20 protein-coding genes and 2 pseudogenes are annotated in these 14,589 nt (G+C 33.7%); 16 read left to right on the forward strand and 6 right to left on the reverse strand.

Annotated features, from left to right (window positions below):
• Positions 1–402: 402 nt before the first annotated feature.
• Positions 403–861, reverse strand: a complete 459-nt coding sequence (locus tag C2I06_RS04695) for a DinB family protein (protein WP_095328356.1) — start codon at positions 859–861, stop codon at positions 403–405.
• 130 nt (positions 862–991) lie between these two features.
• Between C2I06_RS04695 and C2I06_RS04700 the strand changes: the two genes are divergently transcribed.
• The 8 genes and pseudogenes from C2I06_RS04700 (at position 992) to C2I06_RS04725 (ending at position 6,556) form a co-directional block, all read left to right on the forward strand.
• Complete coding sequence (locus tag C2I06_RS04700; RefSeq protein ID WP_095328357.1) at positions 992–1,300, forward strand: hypothetical protein; 309 nt, start codon at positions 992–994, stop codon at positions 1,298–1,300.
• A 221-nt stretch (positions 1,301–1,521) separates the two neighbouring features.
• A complete protein-coding gene (locus C2I06_RS04705; protein WP_095328358.1) occupies positions 1,522–2,214 on the forward strand; it encodes a response regulator transcription factor in 693 nt (230 codons plus the stop codon).
• A complete protein-coding gene (locus C2I06_RS04710) occupies positions 2,192–4,453 on the forward strand; it encodes an MFS domain-containing histidine kinase (RefSeq protein WP_123257563.1) in 2,262 nt (753 codons plus the stop codon). The genes C2I06_RS04705 and C2I06_RS04710 overlap by 23 nt, the downstream gene beginning before the upstream one ends.
• An 11-nt stretch (positions 4,454–4,464) precedes the next feature.
• Positions 4,465–4,635, forward strand: a complete 171-nt coding sequence (locus C2I06_RS24860) for a hypothetical protein (protein ID WP_164463623.1) — start codon at positions 4,465–4,467, stop codon at positions 4,633–4,635.
• A 121-nt stretch (positions 4,636–4,756) separates the two neighbouring features.
• Positions 4,757–5,188, forward strand: a complete 432-nt coding sequence (locus C2I06_RS04715) for an NUDIX hydrolase (protein WP_095328360.1) — start codon at positions 4,757–4,759, stop codon at positions 5,186–5,188.
• Between the two features lie 46 nt (positions 5,189–5,234).
• Positions 5,235–5,567: pseudogene (locus tag C2I06_RS25735) on the forward strand (histidine phosphatase family protein).
• A 2-nt stretch (positions 5,568–5,569) separates the two neighbouring features.
• Positions 5,570–5,812 carry a histidine phosphatase family protein gene (locus C2I06_RS25740; protein ID WP_275068586.1) on the forward strand — a complete coding sequence of 81 codons (243 nt, stop codon included), beginning with the start codon at positions 5,570–5,572 and terminating at the stop codon, positions 5,810–5,812.
• A 69-nt stretch (positions 5,813–5,881) separates the two neighbouring features.
• Entirely contained in the window at positions 5,882–6,556 is a 675-nt protein-coding gene (locus tag C2I06_RS04725; RefSeq protein ID WP_123259113.1) for an HAD family hydrolase, read from the forward strand.
• Between the two features lie 166 nt (positions 6,557–6,722).
• On the opposite strand, the gene C2I06_RS04730 is transcribed toward C2I06_RS04725, so the two are convergent.
• The 3 genes from C2I06_RS04730 to C2I06_RS04740 all read right to left on the reverse strand — a co-directional run bounded on the left by C2I06_RS04730 (position 6,723) and on the right by C2I06_RS04740 (position 8,159).
• Positions 6,723–7,226 (reverse strand): GNAT family N-acetyltransferase, encoded by a 504-nt coding sequence (locus C2I06_RS04730; RefSeq protein ID WP_095328361.1) that lies wholly within the window; start codon positions 7,224–7,226, stop codon positions 6,723–6,725.
• Between the two features lie 307 nt (positions 7,227–7,533).
• Positions 7,534–7,785: a YueH family protein gene (locus tag C2I06_RS04735; protein WP_095328362.1), complete on the reverse strand. Its 252-nt coding sequence runs from the start codon at positions 7,783–7,785 to the stop codon at positions 7,534–7,536.
• A gap of 185 nt (positions 7,786–7,970) precedes the next feature.
• Entirely contained in the window at positions 7,971–8,159 is a 189-nt protein-coding gene (locus C2I06_RS04740; protein WP_095328363.1) for a hypothetical protein, read from the reverse strand.
• 356 nt (positions 8,160–8,515) lie between these two features.
• On the opposite strand from C2I06_RS04740, the gene C2I06_RS04745 reads away from it, so the two are divergent.
• Positions 8,516–8,701, forward strand: a complete 186-nt coding sequence (locus C2I06_RS04745) for a DUF3934 family protein (protein WP_095328364.1) — start codon at positions 8,516–8,518, stop codon at positions 8,699–8,701.
• A 121-nt stretch (positions 8,702–8,822) separates the two neighbouring features.
• Here C2I06_RS04745 and C2I06_RS04750 read toward each other — a convergent pair whose 3' ends face one another.
• Positions 8,823–9,365 (reverse strand): RBBP9/YdeN family alpha/beta hydrolase, encoded by a 543-nt coding sequence (locus C2I06_RS04750; protein ID WP_095328365.1) that lies wholly within the window; start codon positions 9,363–9,365, stop codon positions 8,823–8,825.
• A gap of 69 nt (positions 9,366–9,434) precedes the next feature.
• Positions 9,435–9,962, reverse strand: a complete 528-nt coding sequence (locus C2I06_RS04755) for an isochorismatase family protein (RefSeq protein ID WP_095328366.1) — start codon at positions 9,960–9,962, stop codon at positions 9,435–9,437.
• A gap of 204 nt (positions 9,963–10,166) precedes the next feature.
• Here C2I06_RS04755 and C2I06_RS04760 point away from each other — a divergent pair, with 204 nt between their 5' ends.
• From C2I06_RS04760 to C2I06_RS04790, 7 genes and pseudogenes are all read left to right on the forward strand, one after another.
• Complete coding sequence (locus C2I06_RS04760; RefSeq protein ID WP_095328367.1) at positions 10,167–10,637, forward strand: DinB family protein; 471 nt, start codon at positions 10,167–10,169, stop codon at positions 10,635–10,637.
• A gap of 48 nt (positions 10,638–10,685) precedes the next feature.
• Positions 10,686–11,503, forward strand: a pseudogene (locus C2I06_RS04765) (alpha/beta fold hydrolase).
• A 245-nt stretch (positions 11,504–11,748) separates the two neighbouring features.
• The gene (locus tag C2I06_RS04770) at positions 11,749–12,444 is read left to right on the forward strand and encodes a TVP38/TMEM64 family protein (protein ID WP_095328369.1); all 696 of its coding nucleotides are present in this window, start codon (positions 11,749–11,751) and stop codon (positions 12,442–12,444) included.
• A 120-nt stretch (positions 12,445–12,564) separates the two neighbouring features.
• Complete coding sequence (locus tag C2I06_RS04775; RefSeq protein WP_095328370.1) at positions 12,565–12,768, forward strand: hypothetical protein; 204 nt, start codon at positions 12,565–12,567, stop codon at positions 12,766–12,768.
• Between the two features lie 81 nt (positions 12,769–12,849).
• Entirely contained in the window at positions 12,850–13,317 is a 468-nt protein-coding gene (locus C2I06_RS04780; RefSeq protein ID WP_095328371.1) for a hypothetical protein, read from the forward strand.
• Positions 13,318–13,408: 91 nt separating this feature from the next.
• Positions 13,409–13,621, forward strand: a complete 213-nt coding sequence (locus C2I06_RS04785) for a hypothetical protein (protein ID WP_095328372.1) — start codon at positions 13,409–13,411, stop codon at positions 13,619–13,621.
• 46 nt (positions 13,622–13,667) lie between these two features.
• Complete coding sequence (locus C2I06_RS04790) at positions 13,668–14,531, forward strand: AraC family transcriptional regulator (protein WP_338134270.1); 864 nt, start codon at positions 13,668–13,670, stop codon at positions 14,529–14,531.
• Positions 14,532–14,589: the final 58 nt, after the last annotated feature.

Consider the following 14,589-nt stretch of genomic DNA (forward strand, 5'->3'; position numbering starts at 1 on the left):
GCTCGTATTAAGTAAGGGAAATGAAAACGCCCGAATTTCTATTTCTCCTTTTGAGGTGGGTGCGAGAGCTAGTTAATCGGTCACGCCTCAAAAGCTGAAATTAGAAATGATAGCCAATGACGAGTTTAATGGATATCCTCAAGGAATCTGGTTTGCATATAAACTTTACAAAATTTTTTTAAACAGCTGTATTAGGATAGATCAATTTTAACAGTTGCTACAGGAGAGGAGTATTTTATTTACTGACCATGCTGTTGAACATATAGTTTTTAAGTATACTAAATCATTTGTACAAACTGGTGGGGATATCCCTCTTGTTATGGAATCAATTAGTCTGATATATTACTCTACATAAATGCGACTAGGGAAAGCTAAGACTTGCTGGAGACCGACTATTTTTAGTTAGATAAGTTTTTTTATATCATTAATCACCTGTAAATGCATGCCTTCGTGAAAAATCGTACGAACCAGCACTTGTTCGATTGTATGCATGCCCATATCAATTGGTGGATATTCTTTTTCGAGAATAGCTCCATATTTCTCTAATATTGCTTGTGGTTGTGATTGCAAAAGTACTTTTAATTCCGTAAAAGAAGGTGTCTCCACTGTAAAGTTGGCTGGCGTAGTACCGAAACCAAACCATTGATTGAATTGTTTTGAGATAGCAGTGGGTACTTTAGTCAATGCCTCAATCCATAATAACTGGTCAACGTATAGGTGACCAAGATTCCAGCGGATATTATTCCTAAAGCCCGCTGGAATGATTTCTGCTTGTTCTTCTGTCACCAATTCAACAGTCCCTAAAAGTTCCTTTCGATAGGTTTCTAATTGTTTAAGCAAAACTTCCTGACGTGGTTTCATTTTATCCACTCCCTAAACATTAATTTACTCTAAACATTCGCTGTATTTTTGTTTTTTCCTGCACTGGAAGAATAGAGATTTGTCTAGCGGAAATACTAGAAAAAACAGAATTACAGTTAGGAGAAGAACAATGCCTCGCAAGGATGTAGAGATTAGTGAAGAAGTAGAAAAGGAACAGACGAATACGAAAAAGAAAGAAGGAGAAGAAGATAAATTAAACCGGATGCTGGCAGCCGTATTGGAGTATATTTCCGATGATGAAGTAGAAGAAATCGACATTGATTACATATTGGATCAGACAGAAGGACTACGCGACTGGTGGAATCAATACCGAGAGAAAAACCGCAAACGCATGGAGAAAGAAATAAAAGAGTCATTAGGGGAATTATCCCTTGAAGAATTGGAGAAGATACGGGAACAAATAAAGGCAAAGCAATAAAAAAAATGGTTTTCATCGTCACTGTTGAAAACCATTTTTTAATTTTTTTATTAAAAAAGCAGAAAAATGTGGATGTGAACAGCATTTTCCTTTGATAGAATAAGAGAATCGAATTGGTAGATACAATATTAAGAAATTCTTAAGAATTTTGCTTGGCAGATGTTAAGAATTTTTTTCTATGATAGAGACAGCGAAAGAGAGAGAAAGCAGGTGGTTTTAAGGTGGAGAATGTCAATGTGCTCGTGGTGGACGATGAAAAAGAAATAAGAGATGCTATTGAAATTTATCTTAAAAACGAAGGGATTACGGTATTAAAAGCAAGTGATGGAATAGAGGCATTGGAGATTTTAATGGGAGAAACAGTCCATTTAATTTTAATGGATATTATGATGCCAAATTTAGATGGAATTTCGGCTACTTATAAAATTCGCGAGCAAAAAAATATTCCGATTATTATGCTGACAGCCAAAAGCGAGGATACAGATAAAATATTGGGATTGCAAATAGGGGCAGATGATTATATCACAAAGCCATTTAATCCAATGGAGCTTGTTGCACGAGTGAAATCGCAGTTGCGAAGATATGTAACACTTGGCACCTTTGATGGTGTGAAGAAAAAAATAGACCTTCATGGATTAACATTAGACCAGGAGGCGAAAGAAGTTGCGGTAAATGGAGAAAGTGTAAAGCTGACTCCGATTGAATATAAAATTGTTGTTTTATTGATGAAAAATGCAGGCAGAGTATTCTCGATTGCAGAAATTTATGAAAGTGTTTGGAAAGAACCTGGATACAATGCCGAAAATACGGTAGCAGTACATATACGAAAAATACGTGAAAAAATTGAAGTGGATCCAAAAAATCCTCGCTTCTTAAAGGTGGTGTGGGGCATTGGCTACAAAATCGAGAAGTAAAGGCTTTTTTATTGTTTGGACACTGCTTATTACACTCGCGCTGAGTGGAATTGTATCTGTAGATATGTGGTTTAACCGTTATTTACACACGGATTTTTATCAAACATCGATATTTCAAGAAAGAATGCAATATTATAAGGATCTTCTAAGTGAAAATGAGTTATATTATGTTCCGATTGAAGAGGCAAAGAAAAAAATAACCGTATCAGCTAAAGAAATAAATGAATACCGTTATTATTATGGTGATTTAAATGAACAAATTCAAAACATAAAAAGTCAGTATGAAGAGCAAATTCAGACCGCTAAAGAAACAGGAAGCTCAGAAGCAGAACAGCTATATACAGAAGAAAGAGATAAGAAAATAGCTGATATTACGAAAAATTTCCAAAGTGATGAATACGTAGAAGATAAGATTAAGAAAGAAAAAGCAAGGCAATTAGATGAATACTATCAAGAATTACAGAATAGAGAATATGAGTATAAAGACTGGACTGATTCCTTCCTTTTTTATTTTGAAAATAACAAAACTGGAAAAATAGTAACAAATGTTGATCTTGCACCTGGCGAAACGATTGAGAGTAAGCTGAAACAGAAAAAAACAAAATTTCTTAGCGATATCCATATAGACCCAAAAGATGAGTGGGAACAGCATTATATTTCAATAAATTCTCCTTGGTATGAGTTTGGTGATTCCGATGATGTTGCTATAGAAGTGTCTATTCTAAATGACATCAAGAAGAATATCGGCAGCTTTGAAGGAGTTATTGCGGTTCCTGAAAATCTAAGTGCCAAAAGTATGCTGCATACAGACATGGATAATTATAAAACGCAACAAAAGCAAGTGATCTACTTTAGTGTTATTAGTATCATCAGCCTAGTTGCCAGCTGTATTCTCCTTTTAACAAAAAGAAGAAATTTAACACAATGGGAGTTCCCATTTTATAAGAAAATTCCTATTGATATTGGGATTATTTTTCTCCTTATAAGTATAGCTGTTGCCATTATAAGTGTATGGGGAGTAAATGATCAAATAGAATTAGCTTTATATAATGAGGGCTCCTTTTGGAAGGAAATTATATTATTTGGCTGTTTAGCTTGGCTGTTTATATCCTTGTCCTTTATCCAAATGTCTCTATTATATAAGGAAATAGTAAAAGGCGATAAATCAATTTGGACAAAAACATTTGTTGGAAAATGTGTTAAAACAATCGGAAAACCAATGCTGCTATTATTTTCAAGTAGAAGTCCAGTGACTAAATTAATCCTTTGTTTAATGATTGTTTTCGCGCTAGGATTTTGTTTAATGGCAGTGATTGTGGAACCATTTTTTGTGTTGTTCTTTCTTATTGCGGTCATAATTATCGGCATACCAGCCATCCATTATTTAGTGAAAAATGCAAAGTCTCTAGGTCAGTTAGTTCTATATACAAAGGAAATCAGGAGCGGTCGAAAAGTAAGTGACTTAGATATAAAAACATCTAGTGAACTTTCAGCATTAGCAGAGACAATCAATACACTAAAAAATGGCGTGATTTATTCCCAAAATGCTCAAGAAAAAAGCGAACGCCTAAAAACAGAGTTAATTACGAATGTCAGTCATGATTTGCGAACACCTTTAACATCAATCATCAATTACACGGAATTATTGAAGAAAAAAAATCTATCTGAGGAAGAAAAAGAGGGATATCTAGGTATTATCGATCGGAAATCCCAACGATTAAAAGTACTAATTGATGATTTATTCGAGGTTTCGAAAATGGTCAGCGGCAATGTGGAATTAAAGAAGGAAAAAATAGACTTAGTGCAGCTTTTACAGCAAGCGTTAGGTGAATATGATGAAACAATTAAAGCGACAACACTTGATTTTCGTGTAACCAATCAAGAACCGTCGATTTATGCAACTGTAGATGGTCAGAAGCTTTGGAGAGTATTTGATAATTTAATAGGCAATATTTTGAAATATTCTTTAGAGCATTCACGTGTCTATATTTCCATTAAACTAGAAAAAGACCAAGCTATTTTGCAGTTTAAAAATATATCTAAGTATGAGCTTGACGATAATCTTGATGAATTATATGAGCGTTTTAAACGAGGGGATACATCGAGGCATACAGAAGGATCAGGTCTAGGACTTGCGATTGCGAAATCAATCATAGATCTACACCAAGGCATGATGAAAATCGAGACAGATGGCGATCTATTTAAAGTTACGCTCGCATTAAATCTAAGCGATTTGTAGTGAAAAGAAGTATGAATAAAAAACAAGCACTCAAGCTGTATGCTTTAATATTTCCGATTACTCGCAATAAAAAGACAGCAACAAAAATAGTAATGGAAATGCTTCAGGCTGATGATAACCTAGGAGAGAAAGAATTAGCTCGCAAAGCAGTTAATAGAGCCATTGAAATGGTGAAAAAATAAATACGAAAAAATACTTTCTTTTCAACTAGAAAAGGAGGTATTTTTTCGTAGGAGAAATTTATGGTAAAATAATGGAAAGATTGCAAAAAATCGCAAAAAAAGAAGGGATGGGGGAAAGCAATTGACTCAAAATACACAACCGCAATATGCACCGCCTAAACATATTGTTTCGGCTGCTTCGATTGTCATCAATGAACAAAAGGAAATTTTATTAATCAAAGGACCCAAAAGAGGCTGGGAAATGCCAGGTGGCCAAGTGGAAGAGGGAGAGTCACTGAAAGCTGCTGCGATAAGAGAAACAAAAGAGGAATCAGGAATTGATATTGAAGTAATAAAATTTTGTGGAATCTTTCAGAATGTAAATGGTTCTATATGCAATACATTATTCTTAGCTAAACCGGTTGGCGGGGAATTTACTACATCACCAGAAAGTTTAGAAGTAGGATTTTTCCCTATTGAGGAAGCGCTCAACATGGTGAAATATAAGAATTTTAGACAAAGAATAGAATACTGTTTGGATGAGAAGCGACAACCTTTTTATGTAGGATTTTAATGTAGTAAAGAATCACAACAAAGACAAGAAAATAAGTGAGGGAAGAATGACAACTATTGGTCTTATAAGACACGGTATTACCGAATGGAATACACTGGGGAAAGCACAAGGGATTTCAAATATTCCATTAAATAGACTTGGAAAACAACAAGCAATGGCTATAGCAAATAGACTATAACAGGAAGAAAAATGGGATATTCTTATTACAAGTGACTTGTCTCGAGCAATAGAGACAGGAGAAATAATTGGACAAAAAATTAACTTACCCATAAGTCATATAGAAAAAAGAGTGCGCGAAATAGATTGTGGCAAAATAGAAGGGACAACGTTGGAAGAAAGGATTTCCAAATGGGGTAGCAATTGGAGTGAGCTAGATTAAAAATGGAGAAGTTTGAAGAGGTTGCAAAAAGAGGAGAGCAGTTTTTAGAGGAAATAATTTTGCGATACCCAGGAAAAAGGATATTAATCGTTAGTCATGGAGCTTTTATTGGACTGACCCTAAAACAGATACTTCCAGCAGTTTTTCAAGATACTTTTATAGAAAATACTTCACTAACTATTTTAAATAATATGAATGGAAGTTGGGACTGTACTTTGTATAATTGTACAAAGCATCTAAAATGATGTTTGTTAGTTAATTTTAACCGTATAAAAAAGTCTGTTTAGATAATTATGAGAGAAAGGCAGTGAATGATGAGCAGCTATAAAGCAGTTCTATTTGATTTAGATGATACTTTGCTTGATAGAGATAAAGCAGTAGAAAAGTTATTTTTCATTCTGTTAGAAAAGTGTTATGTAGATATTAGTGATTCCTTAAAAAGGGAAATGTTGTTAGAATTCAAAAAACAGGACAAGCAAAGCTACGGTCAAAAAGATAAAACAAAAGTTTTAGAATCATTTTTTGCTATGTTTCCACCAAAATACAGAATTCCACATAATGACATATTAGCTTTTTGGAATAAGCATTTTCCTTATTGTTTTTCTGTAAACCAAGCGAGAATAAATATAGTAAATAAGATAAAGAATCAAGCGAGGGTTGCAATTATCACAAATGGTACAATCCATAGACAAAAAGCAAAAATACAGAATACCAATTTACATAGCTATTTTGATCCAATTATTATTTCCGATGAAGTGGGGGTGAGTAAACCTGACAAACGTATATTTGAACTGGCTTTAAATATGCTGAATGTTCAGCCAGAGGAAGCATTATTCGTTGGGGATGACATAGAAATAGATATAAATGGTTGTCAAAATGCCCATATAAAAGGTGTATGGTTTAATCCTCGAAAGATCAAGAATCCTACCGAGATTATGCCATTTGCCGAAATTCATTCTTTTGATTGTTTATTAAATTATTTTTCATAAGATAATAATGTTTGTTTCAGAAAACAGAAGTAGACGTATCCTTCCATAAGGATTGGCACACATTTTTTAAATGTACCTGCTTGAAAATGTAAAAGGGCTGAACCATCCGGTATAGAAAAAAGGGGAATTATCCCTTTTTTCTTACAATAAATAACTATCTATTTACCTATAAAACAAACGCAAAATAAGCTTCTTCCTGCTCAGTATCCTCGAAATATTTAATGCCCATATACTGAAAACCAATTTTGCCGAGTACATCTAAGGAAGCCTTGTTCTCAATACTTGCAGAAGCAATTACTTTTTGGATATTCCCTTGCTCTTTTGCGAACGTTAAACAGGCAATGCCAGCTTCTGTAGCGTACCCTTTATTCCAATTAGCTTTGGAGAAATGGAAAATAAGTTCAGCTTGATCAACAGATTCTTCGATATTAAAGCCTGCTGCTCCAATAACTAGATTGGTTGTCAAATCAATAACGCCATAAACGGAAAGGCCAAAATCTTTTTGGCATTGCTGATAAAAGTCAATAACTTGAGGCAATAATGCAGAAGAAGTGCTGCCACCACAATATTTCATAACTTCTTCATTTCCCCAAAATTGTTCACATGCATCTATATCTTCTATTGTTAATAAACGAAAACCTAGTCGCTCACTTGCAAAAAGTAAATCCAATAAAAAAACTCCTTTAAAAAATTCTAGTGTTTATCTTAATCATTTTAGCGTATTTGTGCCAGTTTATGCAAAATTAAATTGCCTCAGACCGCACTAGTAGAGATATTGTAGACCGAAAAATAGGGGATCGTAAAAAGTCACAAGGATAACAAATTATATACAATTAGAAAGGTAGAATGGGTTCTTAATGGTTAGCAAGAGTCAAACTATTTGAGGAAATTAGATGGGAAAATCGCGGTTAGATCAGAAGGTTACAACAAACCATCAAGTGGGCGATAAACTTCCACTTGATGGAAGTTATAATATATTATGAAGTTTCATATTTACTAATAGAAGTTGTGATACTTTCAGCTAGTTGGGAACAGTCTCCTTCAAACATATGAAAAGTTAAAGAATGTAGTAAATGGTCGAATTGATCATGTGGAGATCCTTCATTGCTTATTTCGGTAGACCAATTAATTTTAGGGATGGAAATAACAAACGAATCAGTTGTTTTCATGATGTATAGTTTCGTATCTTTTAGTCCATGTTGGGCAATATCTTCTAATAAAGTAATCATTTCAACAACCTCCCCCTATTTTTATTTCCATTATACTCCTTTTTTTCGACGTAATTTTCCAAAAATAGAAAATTTAATAAAATTGTTAAAGGATTGTTATGTTTGAAATAAAAAGAGGGAGGATTATTTTGTTATTCTTATCGAGAAGAATTAATCATGATAATTTTTAACTCATTATAAGTATCTTATTGAAAAAATGGGATATTTTGAAAAAATGAAACGGTAAGAATTATCGTGAATAAAGAGCCAGCAGATGTTAATAAAACGATTTTGCGATTGTTTTGTTCTTTCGATGGCTTCAAAAGCTCATAAATTTGTATAGACCATACAGCTATTGCGGCTAATGCAATAATAAAGATAGCGGTACTATTCATATTTTTCACTCCTCAGGACAGTTTTTTATGATCTATCATTTGTAGAAGAGATGACTGTCTATTATAAAGCGTATTACTTTAAAATCAATTTTATCTTCACAAAAGTCATCTTCATCATATTCTACGGATTTGATAGAAAAATGGTTTCATTTTTTTAGTGCCATATTTTGCTATGGAGAAAACGCGAAAGTTGTAGAGAAGAGAAAGCACGAGAAATCAACTTTTGAAAAGGTTAATGTTTCAAACAATAGCAGACTGTTATATACTTATAGTTCATTATGTACGTTTTTTACCAGAATAAAAGGATAAGACTAACTAATGATACGTAATATATAAGAAAAATCGGAGTTGATTTTATGAGTAAAGCTAAGGCTAAAGGTAAAGGCGGTACAGGCAGAGGAACAGATAAAAAAGGCTGGAATCGTTGGCAGGCTAGTGCCAATAAAGCTAAGAGTAACAAACCCTATAAAAGCAAAGGGGTTAAGAATCGTAAAAATACAGAAAATACTAGCAATCCTGCTACAACCGAAAAAAAGAACTAATCTCCATATTTAGGATTTCTTACTGAATAGATAAAGTAGCGATGCTTCCTTTAGGAAGGATCGCTTTGTTTTATTCGCCAATGGTAAGTTTTCTTGTACAAGAAAACTTACCATTGGAATGTCATAACCATTTTGCTTTAATAATATGTTTGACAGATGGCATTTCAATAATTCCTTCTCCAGAAGTAAAATGTCCGCCAGAAGGTAATAAAATAAAAGGAATTTCAAGTTTATTTGCTAAGGAATTCGAGATTTGCCAATCGATGATTTTATCGGTTCTGGATGAAATAAAAAAGGATGCACCCAGTAAATGCTTGATTTTATCCAAATTTAATTCTTGCATATAGGGATCAAATTGTGGGAACGCTGCAATGGGTTCTGCAAATCCAGAAACAAAAATAGCCCCTTTAATTTGTACATTATGACGTAAAAGGTATCTTAAAAACGTAATACAGCCTAAACTGTGGCAAATAAAATAAACATTGTTCGGTTCTTTGATAGCTCTATCTAAATCAAGATCCCATTGCGTAACATTTGCAATTGTGGCATCTGTATAGTCCACTATTTGTATATGGAAGGAATTCTTAAATTCTTTTTTTATATCAGAAAGCCAATTTATTTTTGGTGATCCGCCATATCCATCAATCAAGTATAATTTATTCATTTAATCTTCTCCTAATACTACGATCTAGAGTAATAAAAAAATAACATAGCGTATTCCACCAGAAGATATTTATAATTTCAGTTCTCCCTTTTTGATCGTTAAAAAACGGTTATTCCAAATAGATTCATGATGGTCAATAATATTATCTGCATTTAAAATAGAGCCGTTAATGGTGCTATGAGTGTTTTGATAAAGGAGATTTTGCTGAAATCCCAAGCTATAGGCTGCTCTGATAGTAGTATCAAGACAAAACTCCGTTTGTGCACCAGCGAAAATAAGCTGTTCGATTGCCTTGCTTTTTAAATACTCTAAAAGTTCTGTTTTGTAGAATGCATCCCATTTTGATTTTTTAATTATCTTATCAGTAGTAGATAACAATAGATTTTGATGCAATTTCCAATCGTTCTTGCCCTCATAAAGCGCGGACTGCTCATTCGGATCTGTATGCTGAATAAAGATAACCTGAATATTTTTTTCATGTGCTTGCTTGATTAGTATATTGATGTTTTTTACTAGTTGAATTCTATCGTATAAATAGTTTTTGGGATGGTTAAAGAAAATTTCTTGCATGTCGATGATTATAAGAGCCTGTTTCATAAAATTCCACTTCCTGTTCGTTTCTTTTAAAGTATAGCAAATTGAAAAAGAGCTATACAAGGATATTTAAGATGGAAGCTATGGTTGCTTTGAAATTCATTCTTGTTTAAAAGTCAGAATTAATGAATATTTATATTGAACTTATGATAGATTCGTCTATAATTATAAGAACGAACATATATTCGCTGTAAGGAGGGAGTTAGGGTGAATACCTATATAGGTAGCGCACTAAATCAAATAGAAATAGCTTTAAAAACAACAATCGAAATGGTAGAGACTATAGAAGAGGCTGACCTACAGCAAAGGCCAGATGATAATAAGCGTTCAATAGGTGAGCTCTTAGAGCATATTGCCGTTATTTGTAAGGCTGATTTATTGATATCAAACGGTGCAACACAAAAAGAGATGGATGAATATTATTCGAGTGTTGCATTACTAAACATGCAGGATATAAAGAATGCTATTGCAGATAATTATAAAACATTAAAAGATATTTATATGAATCTCACAGAAATAGAATTACAAGAAAGGACTACATCATATTGGGGAGTAACCTATTCAAGGTACGAGTGGTTGTTAGAAATAGTCGCACATATCTATCATCATAGAGCTCAATTACATACACTACTTGTCTACTGCTGTGGAAAAGACTTAAATATCTCATTATTTGAATAAGGAACTTCCATAGATACATACATTTTTAATTAATAGGGAGGATAAAAGATGCCATACTGCAAAGTGAAAAATGCAAACATATATTATGAAGAAATAGGCGCAGGAATTCCCATTATCATGCTACATGGATTTACGCCAGATCATAGACTCATGAGTGGTTGTATGGAGCCTGTTTTTAAAGAGAACGACGGTTGGAAACGGATATATTTGGATTTACCTGGTATGGGGAAAACTATGGATTATGACTTAATCAGTAATTCTGATGAGATGTTAAAAGCCGTTGCAAGCTTTATAGATACAAAGATTTCCAATCAACCATTTCTGATTATATAGGAGAATCCTATGGCGGCTACTTAACTAGAGGAATCATCAAGCTCTATAAAGAGCAAATATTAGGCGCTGGATTCATTTGCCCGATGATTTTACCAGATAAAGAAAAGAGGACACTCCCAGAACACACGATTGTTTATGCCGATAATGAATTTTTATCCAACTTAGTAGAAGAAGAACGTAATGATTTCAAATCCAATCAAGTAGTTTTAGATGAATACAATTGGAAACGATACAAGCAGGAAATTTTATCAGGATGCAATATTGCTGACACAGCATTTTTGGATAAAATTCAAAAGAACTACGGGTTTTCTTTTGCGATCGATGATGTTCTATTTCAGAAACCAACTGTCTTTTTACTAGGAAAACAAGATTCTGTAGTCGGATATCAAGATGCGTTTGCGATTCTAGGGAATTATCCCAGAGCAACATTTGCCATTTTAGATCGAGCGGGGCATAACTTGCAGATTGAACAGACAAAGTTATTTACTGCGCATATGAATGAGTGGTTAGATAGGGTTGAAGAAGAGATGTAGGAAAAAGTAGTTTGATAGATTGGGATCAAAGGGGAGTAAAAGAGCAGTTATATTTTGCAAATTAATGTAAAATATAACTGCTTTTTTGGATGATTTAACTATTTTTCAGGGTAGAAATATACCCTGATTGAAAAAAAGTAGAAACGGGTAGAAAATAGATAATTATAAAAAAATCAAAAGGAAGAAATCTGTAGTAAAATGATTCATCTAAAGTGTACCACTCTTTAGAATATGACATATAATTTATGAAAAAGGTGATTTGTATAAAACATTTTTGGAAGCCATTCACATTTTTTGTGACAGTAAGCCTCTTTATTATATTTTTCCGATACACCGATATTTTTCAGGCGATTCGTGAAGGGGAGTTAAATTCGGTCACATCTGTATTTAAAGAGAATATTTCTTATGCACTTATTGTCAGTTTATTCCTTATGATTATCCAAAATAGCTTTACCGTTATTCCTTTAATTTTAGTAATTACCCTCAATTTTTACTCATTTGGCTTCATCTATGGCTTTTTATGGAGTTGGTTTTCTAGCATTATAGCCGCAATCATTATCTTTTTAGCCATTCGTTTTTGGTTCCAAGATTTCGTGATTAGAAAGGTGCAAAATCACCAAGAAATGTTAGATAAAATCGAACAAAAAGGAATGCGCTATGTGTTCTATGGAAGGGTTTTTCCGTTCTTTCCGACAAGTATTTTAAATATCATTGCTGGTGTAAGCAAAATATCGATACGACCTTTTACCATTGGCACAGCAATAGGCAATTTCTTTTACTTCTTTATCCTTGCGTTAATTCCTTATGGTGTTTTCTCTACAGATATTAATCCATTAGCATTAATCGTAATTATTTTATTGATAACAGGAATTTTTTATTATTTCAGCAAAAAGAAACCTTCCGTTATGGAAAGGGTAAAGGAAATAAGGAAAAGAGCATAAATTAATTTATTCCGAAAGGTAGATTACTACTTTTCGGCTTTTAATATGAAAAAAATATGAAACTATTTCCAATTATCCTACGTATATAAAATAGAATAGCTAGTGAGGGAGGAATACAGTATGTTTGGAATTATAATGTTGGTATTTGTGGCAATTATCGTGGCTCAAATTTTTTCTCGCAAAGAAAAGACAAACAATATAAATAGCCATAATTATCAGCCTTTTCAAGGAGAAATAGGAGATAGCTCACAAGCGTCTATCTTTGATGGAGGAAATGACTGCGGATCTTCCTTTGATAGTGGAGGAAGCTGTGGTGGAGAATAGGAATAATATCGCTGGAATTTTCTATTTATAAAGAAAAATCGAAACTTTTATACGATATCAATCGTCCAATAATAAAGAGGAATGAAAGGGGACAAAAAAGATCGCATGTTTATGGTGGTAACAATAATTGCTTTTATTTTTGCCTGTATTTGGGTTCTAATGGATACGATTTATTTTTCCAAACCACCAAAACCTGAGGTATTATGGAAGAATAATAGAATTCCGACAACAATTGGCTCAAATTGCTGGCAAGGTTCATTAAAAGGATCTTGTGTTGATTATGTCTATGCATCTCCTTGGGATATGGGGTTACAAAATGGTTCTGTCAAAGTGGAACCGAATTCAACTATTACCATCGATTTTAATAAAAAGCCATTAGCTGGATCTTTACAGGTTGCAGAAGTGTTTGAAGATGGAGAAGAGGAATTTATCAAGGTAGATAAAAATAAAATGACGGTCCCAGCCAAAAAAGGCACACATGTTTATATGATTTATGCTAAATGGGATCAAGGAAATCCCAATTATACGTTTTCTATTAGAGTCGAATAAGGTTGTCTAAACCTAGAGCTAGGGATAGGGGTAGACAGCCTATTTTTCGTAACGATACATATTCAATCTGTAAAAAAAGGAAGGTGAATAAATGAAAAAACATCCAATATTCAATTTGTTGATCGCACTAGTATTTTTAATATTATTTATTGCCAGTAAGAAGATATTCGCCAATTATCTAGCAGCACTTATTATTTTTGGTGCCTTTTTTTGTATTTACTTAGGACGGTCTATCCTTTCTTTAATCCGATATTTTGATGAGAAGAAAACAAATAATATATCTGTCAAAAGCAAGCATAAATGAACAGGAAATCCTGCAGTAATCCCTGTATGCTATTTTTAAGGATGTGATGAATGTGACATGGTTGGAAGGGTTACAAAGGGCATTAATATATATCGAAAATAATTTGGAAGAAAGACTTGAAATAGAAGCGATTGCGCGTATCGCAAATGTTTCATTATTTCACTTTCAACGCACATTTACAATTCTTACGGATATACCAGTGGGAGAGTATATTAGACGACGCCGATTATCGATGGCTGGACAAAGTTTGCTTCATTCGAGCGAAAAGATAATCGATATTGCTTTAAGATATGGATATGATACACCAGAAGCATTTACGAAAGCATATCGCAGACAACATGGCGTAACACCAAGTGAAACGAGACGAGGAATTGGTAGTCTAAAAATATACAATCCACTAGTCATTCAAGTACAGCTGAAAGGGGCAGAACCAATGAAAGTAAAAGTAGTGGAGAAAGAGGCATTTACGATTGTCGGAATGAAAAAATCTTATACTTTTAAGGAAGATGAAAATCTCCGTGAGATTCCAAAACTGTGGGATGAAGTTAATAAGAATGGAACAGTGAACGAGCTTTTGCTGCTGACTAGGGGAGAAATTCCAGGCGTTCTTGGTGTTTGTGTAGAGGAGTCAGAAGCAGCGGGTAAGGATATGGATTACTGGATAGCGGTTGCAACAGAGGATAAATCTGAAAAATATGATCAGCTCGTTATTCCAGCATCAAAGTGGGCAGTTTTTGAGGTGAATGGACCAATGCCGGAAAGTATGCAGAAAGTTTGGAAGCAAATATATTCAGAATGGATGCCGTCCAGTGGTTATCAACAAGCAGGATTTATTTCCTTTGAACGCTATACAGATGATGATTCATCAAGCGAAAATTGCTACTCTGAAATATGGATTCCCGTTAAATAACAAAAAGCGATGGAATGACTATGCGTGCATAGTTCAGATACCATCGCTTTTTTCATAA

This window comes from Niallia circulans (assembly GCF_003726095.1).
Classification (GTDB): Bacteria; Bacillota; Bacilli; order Bacillales; family Cytobacillaceae; genus Niallia; species Niallia circulans_A.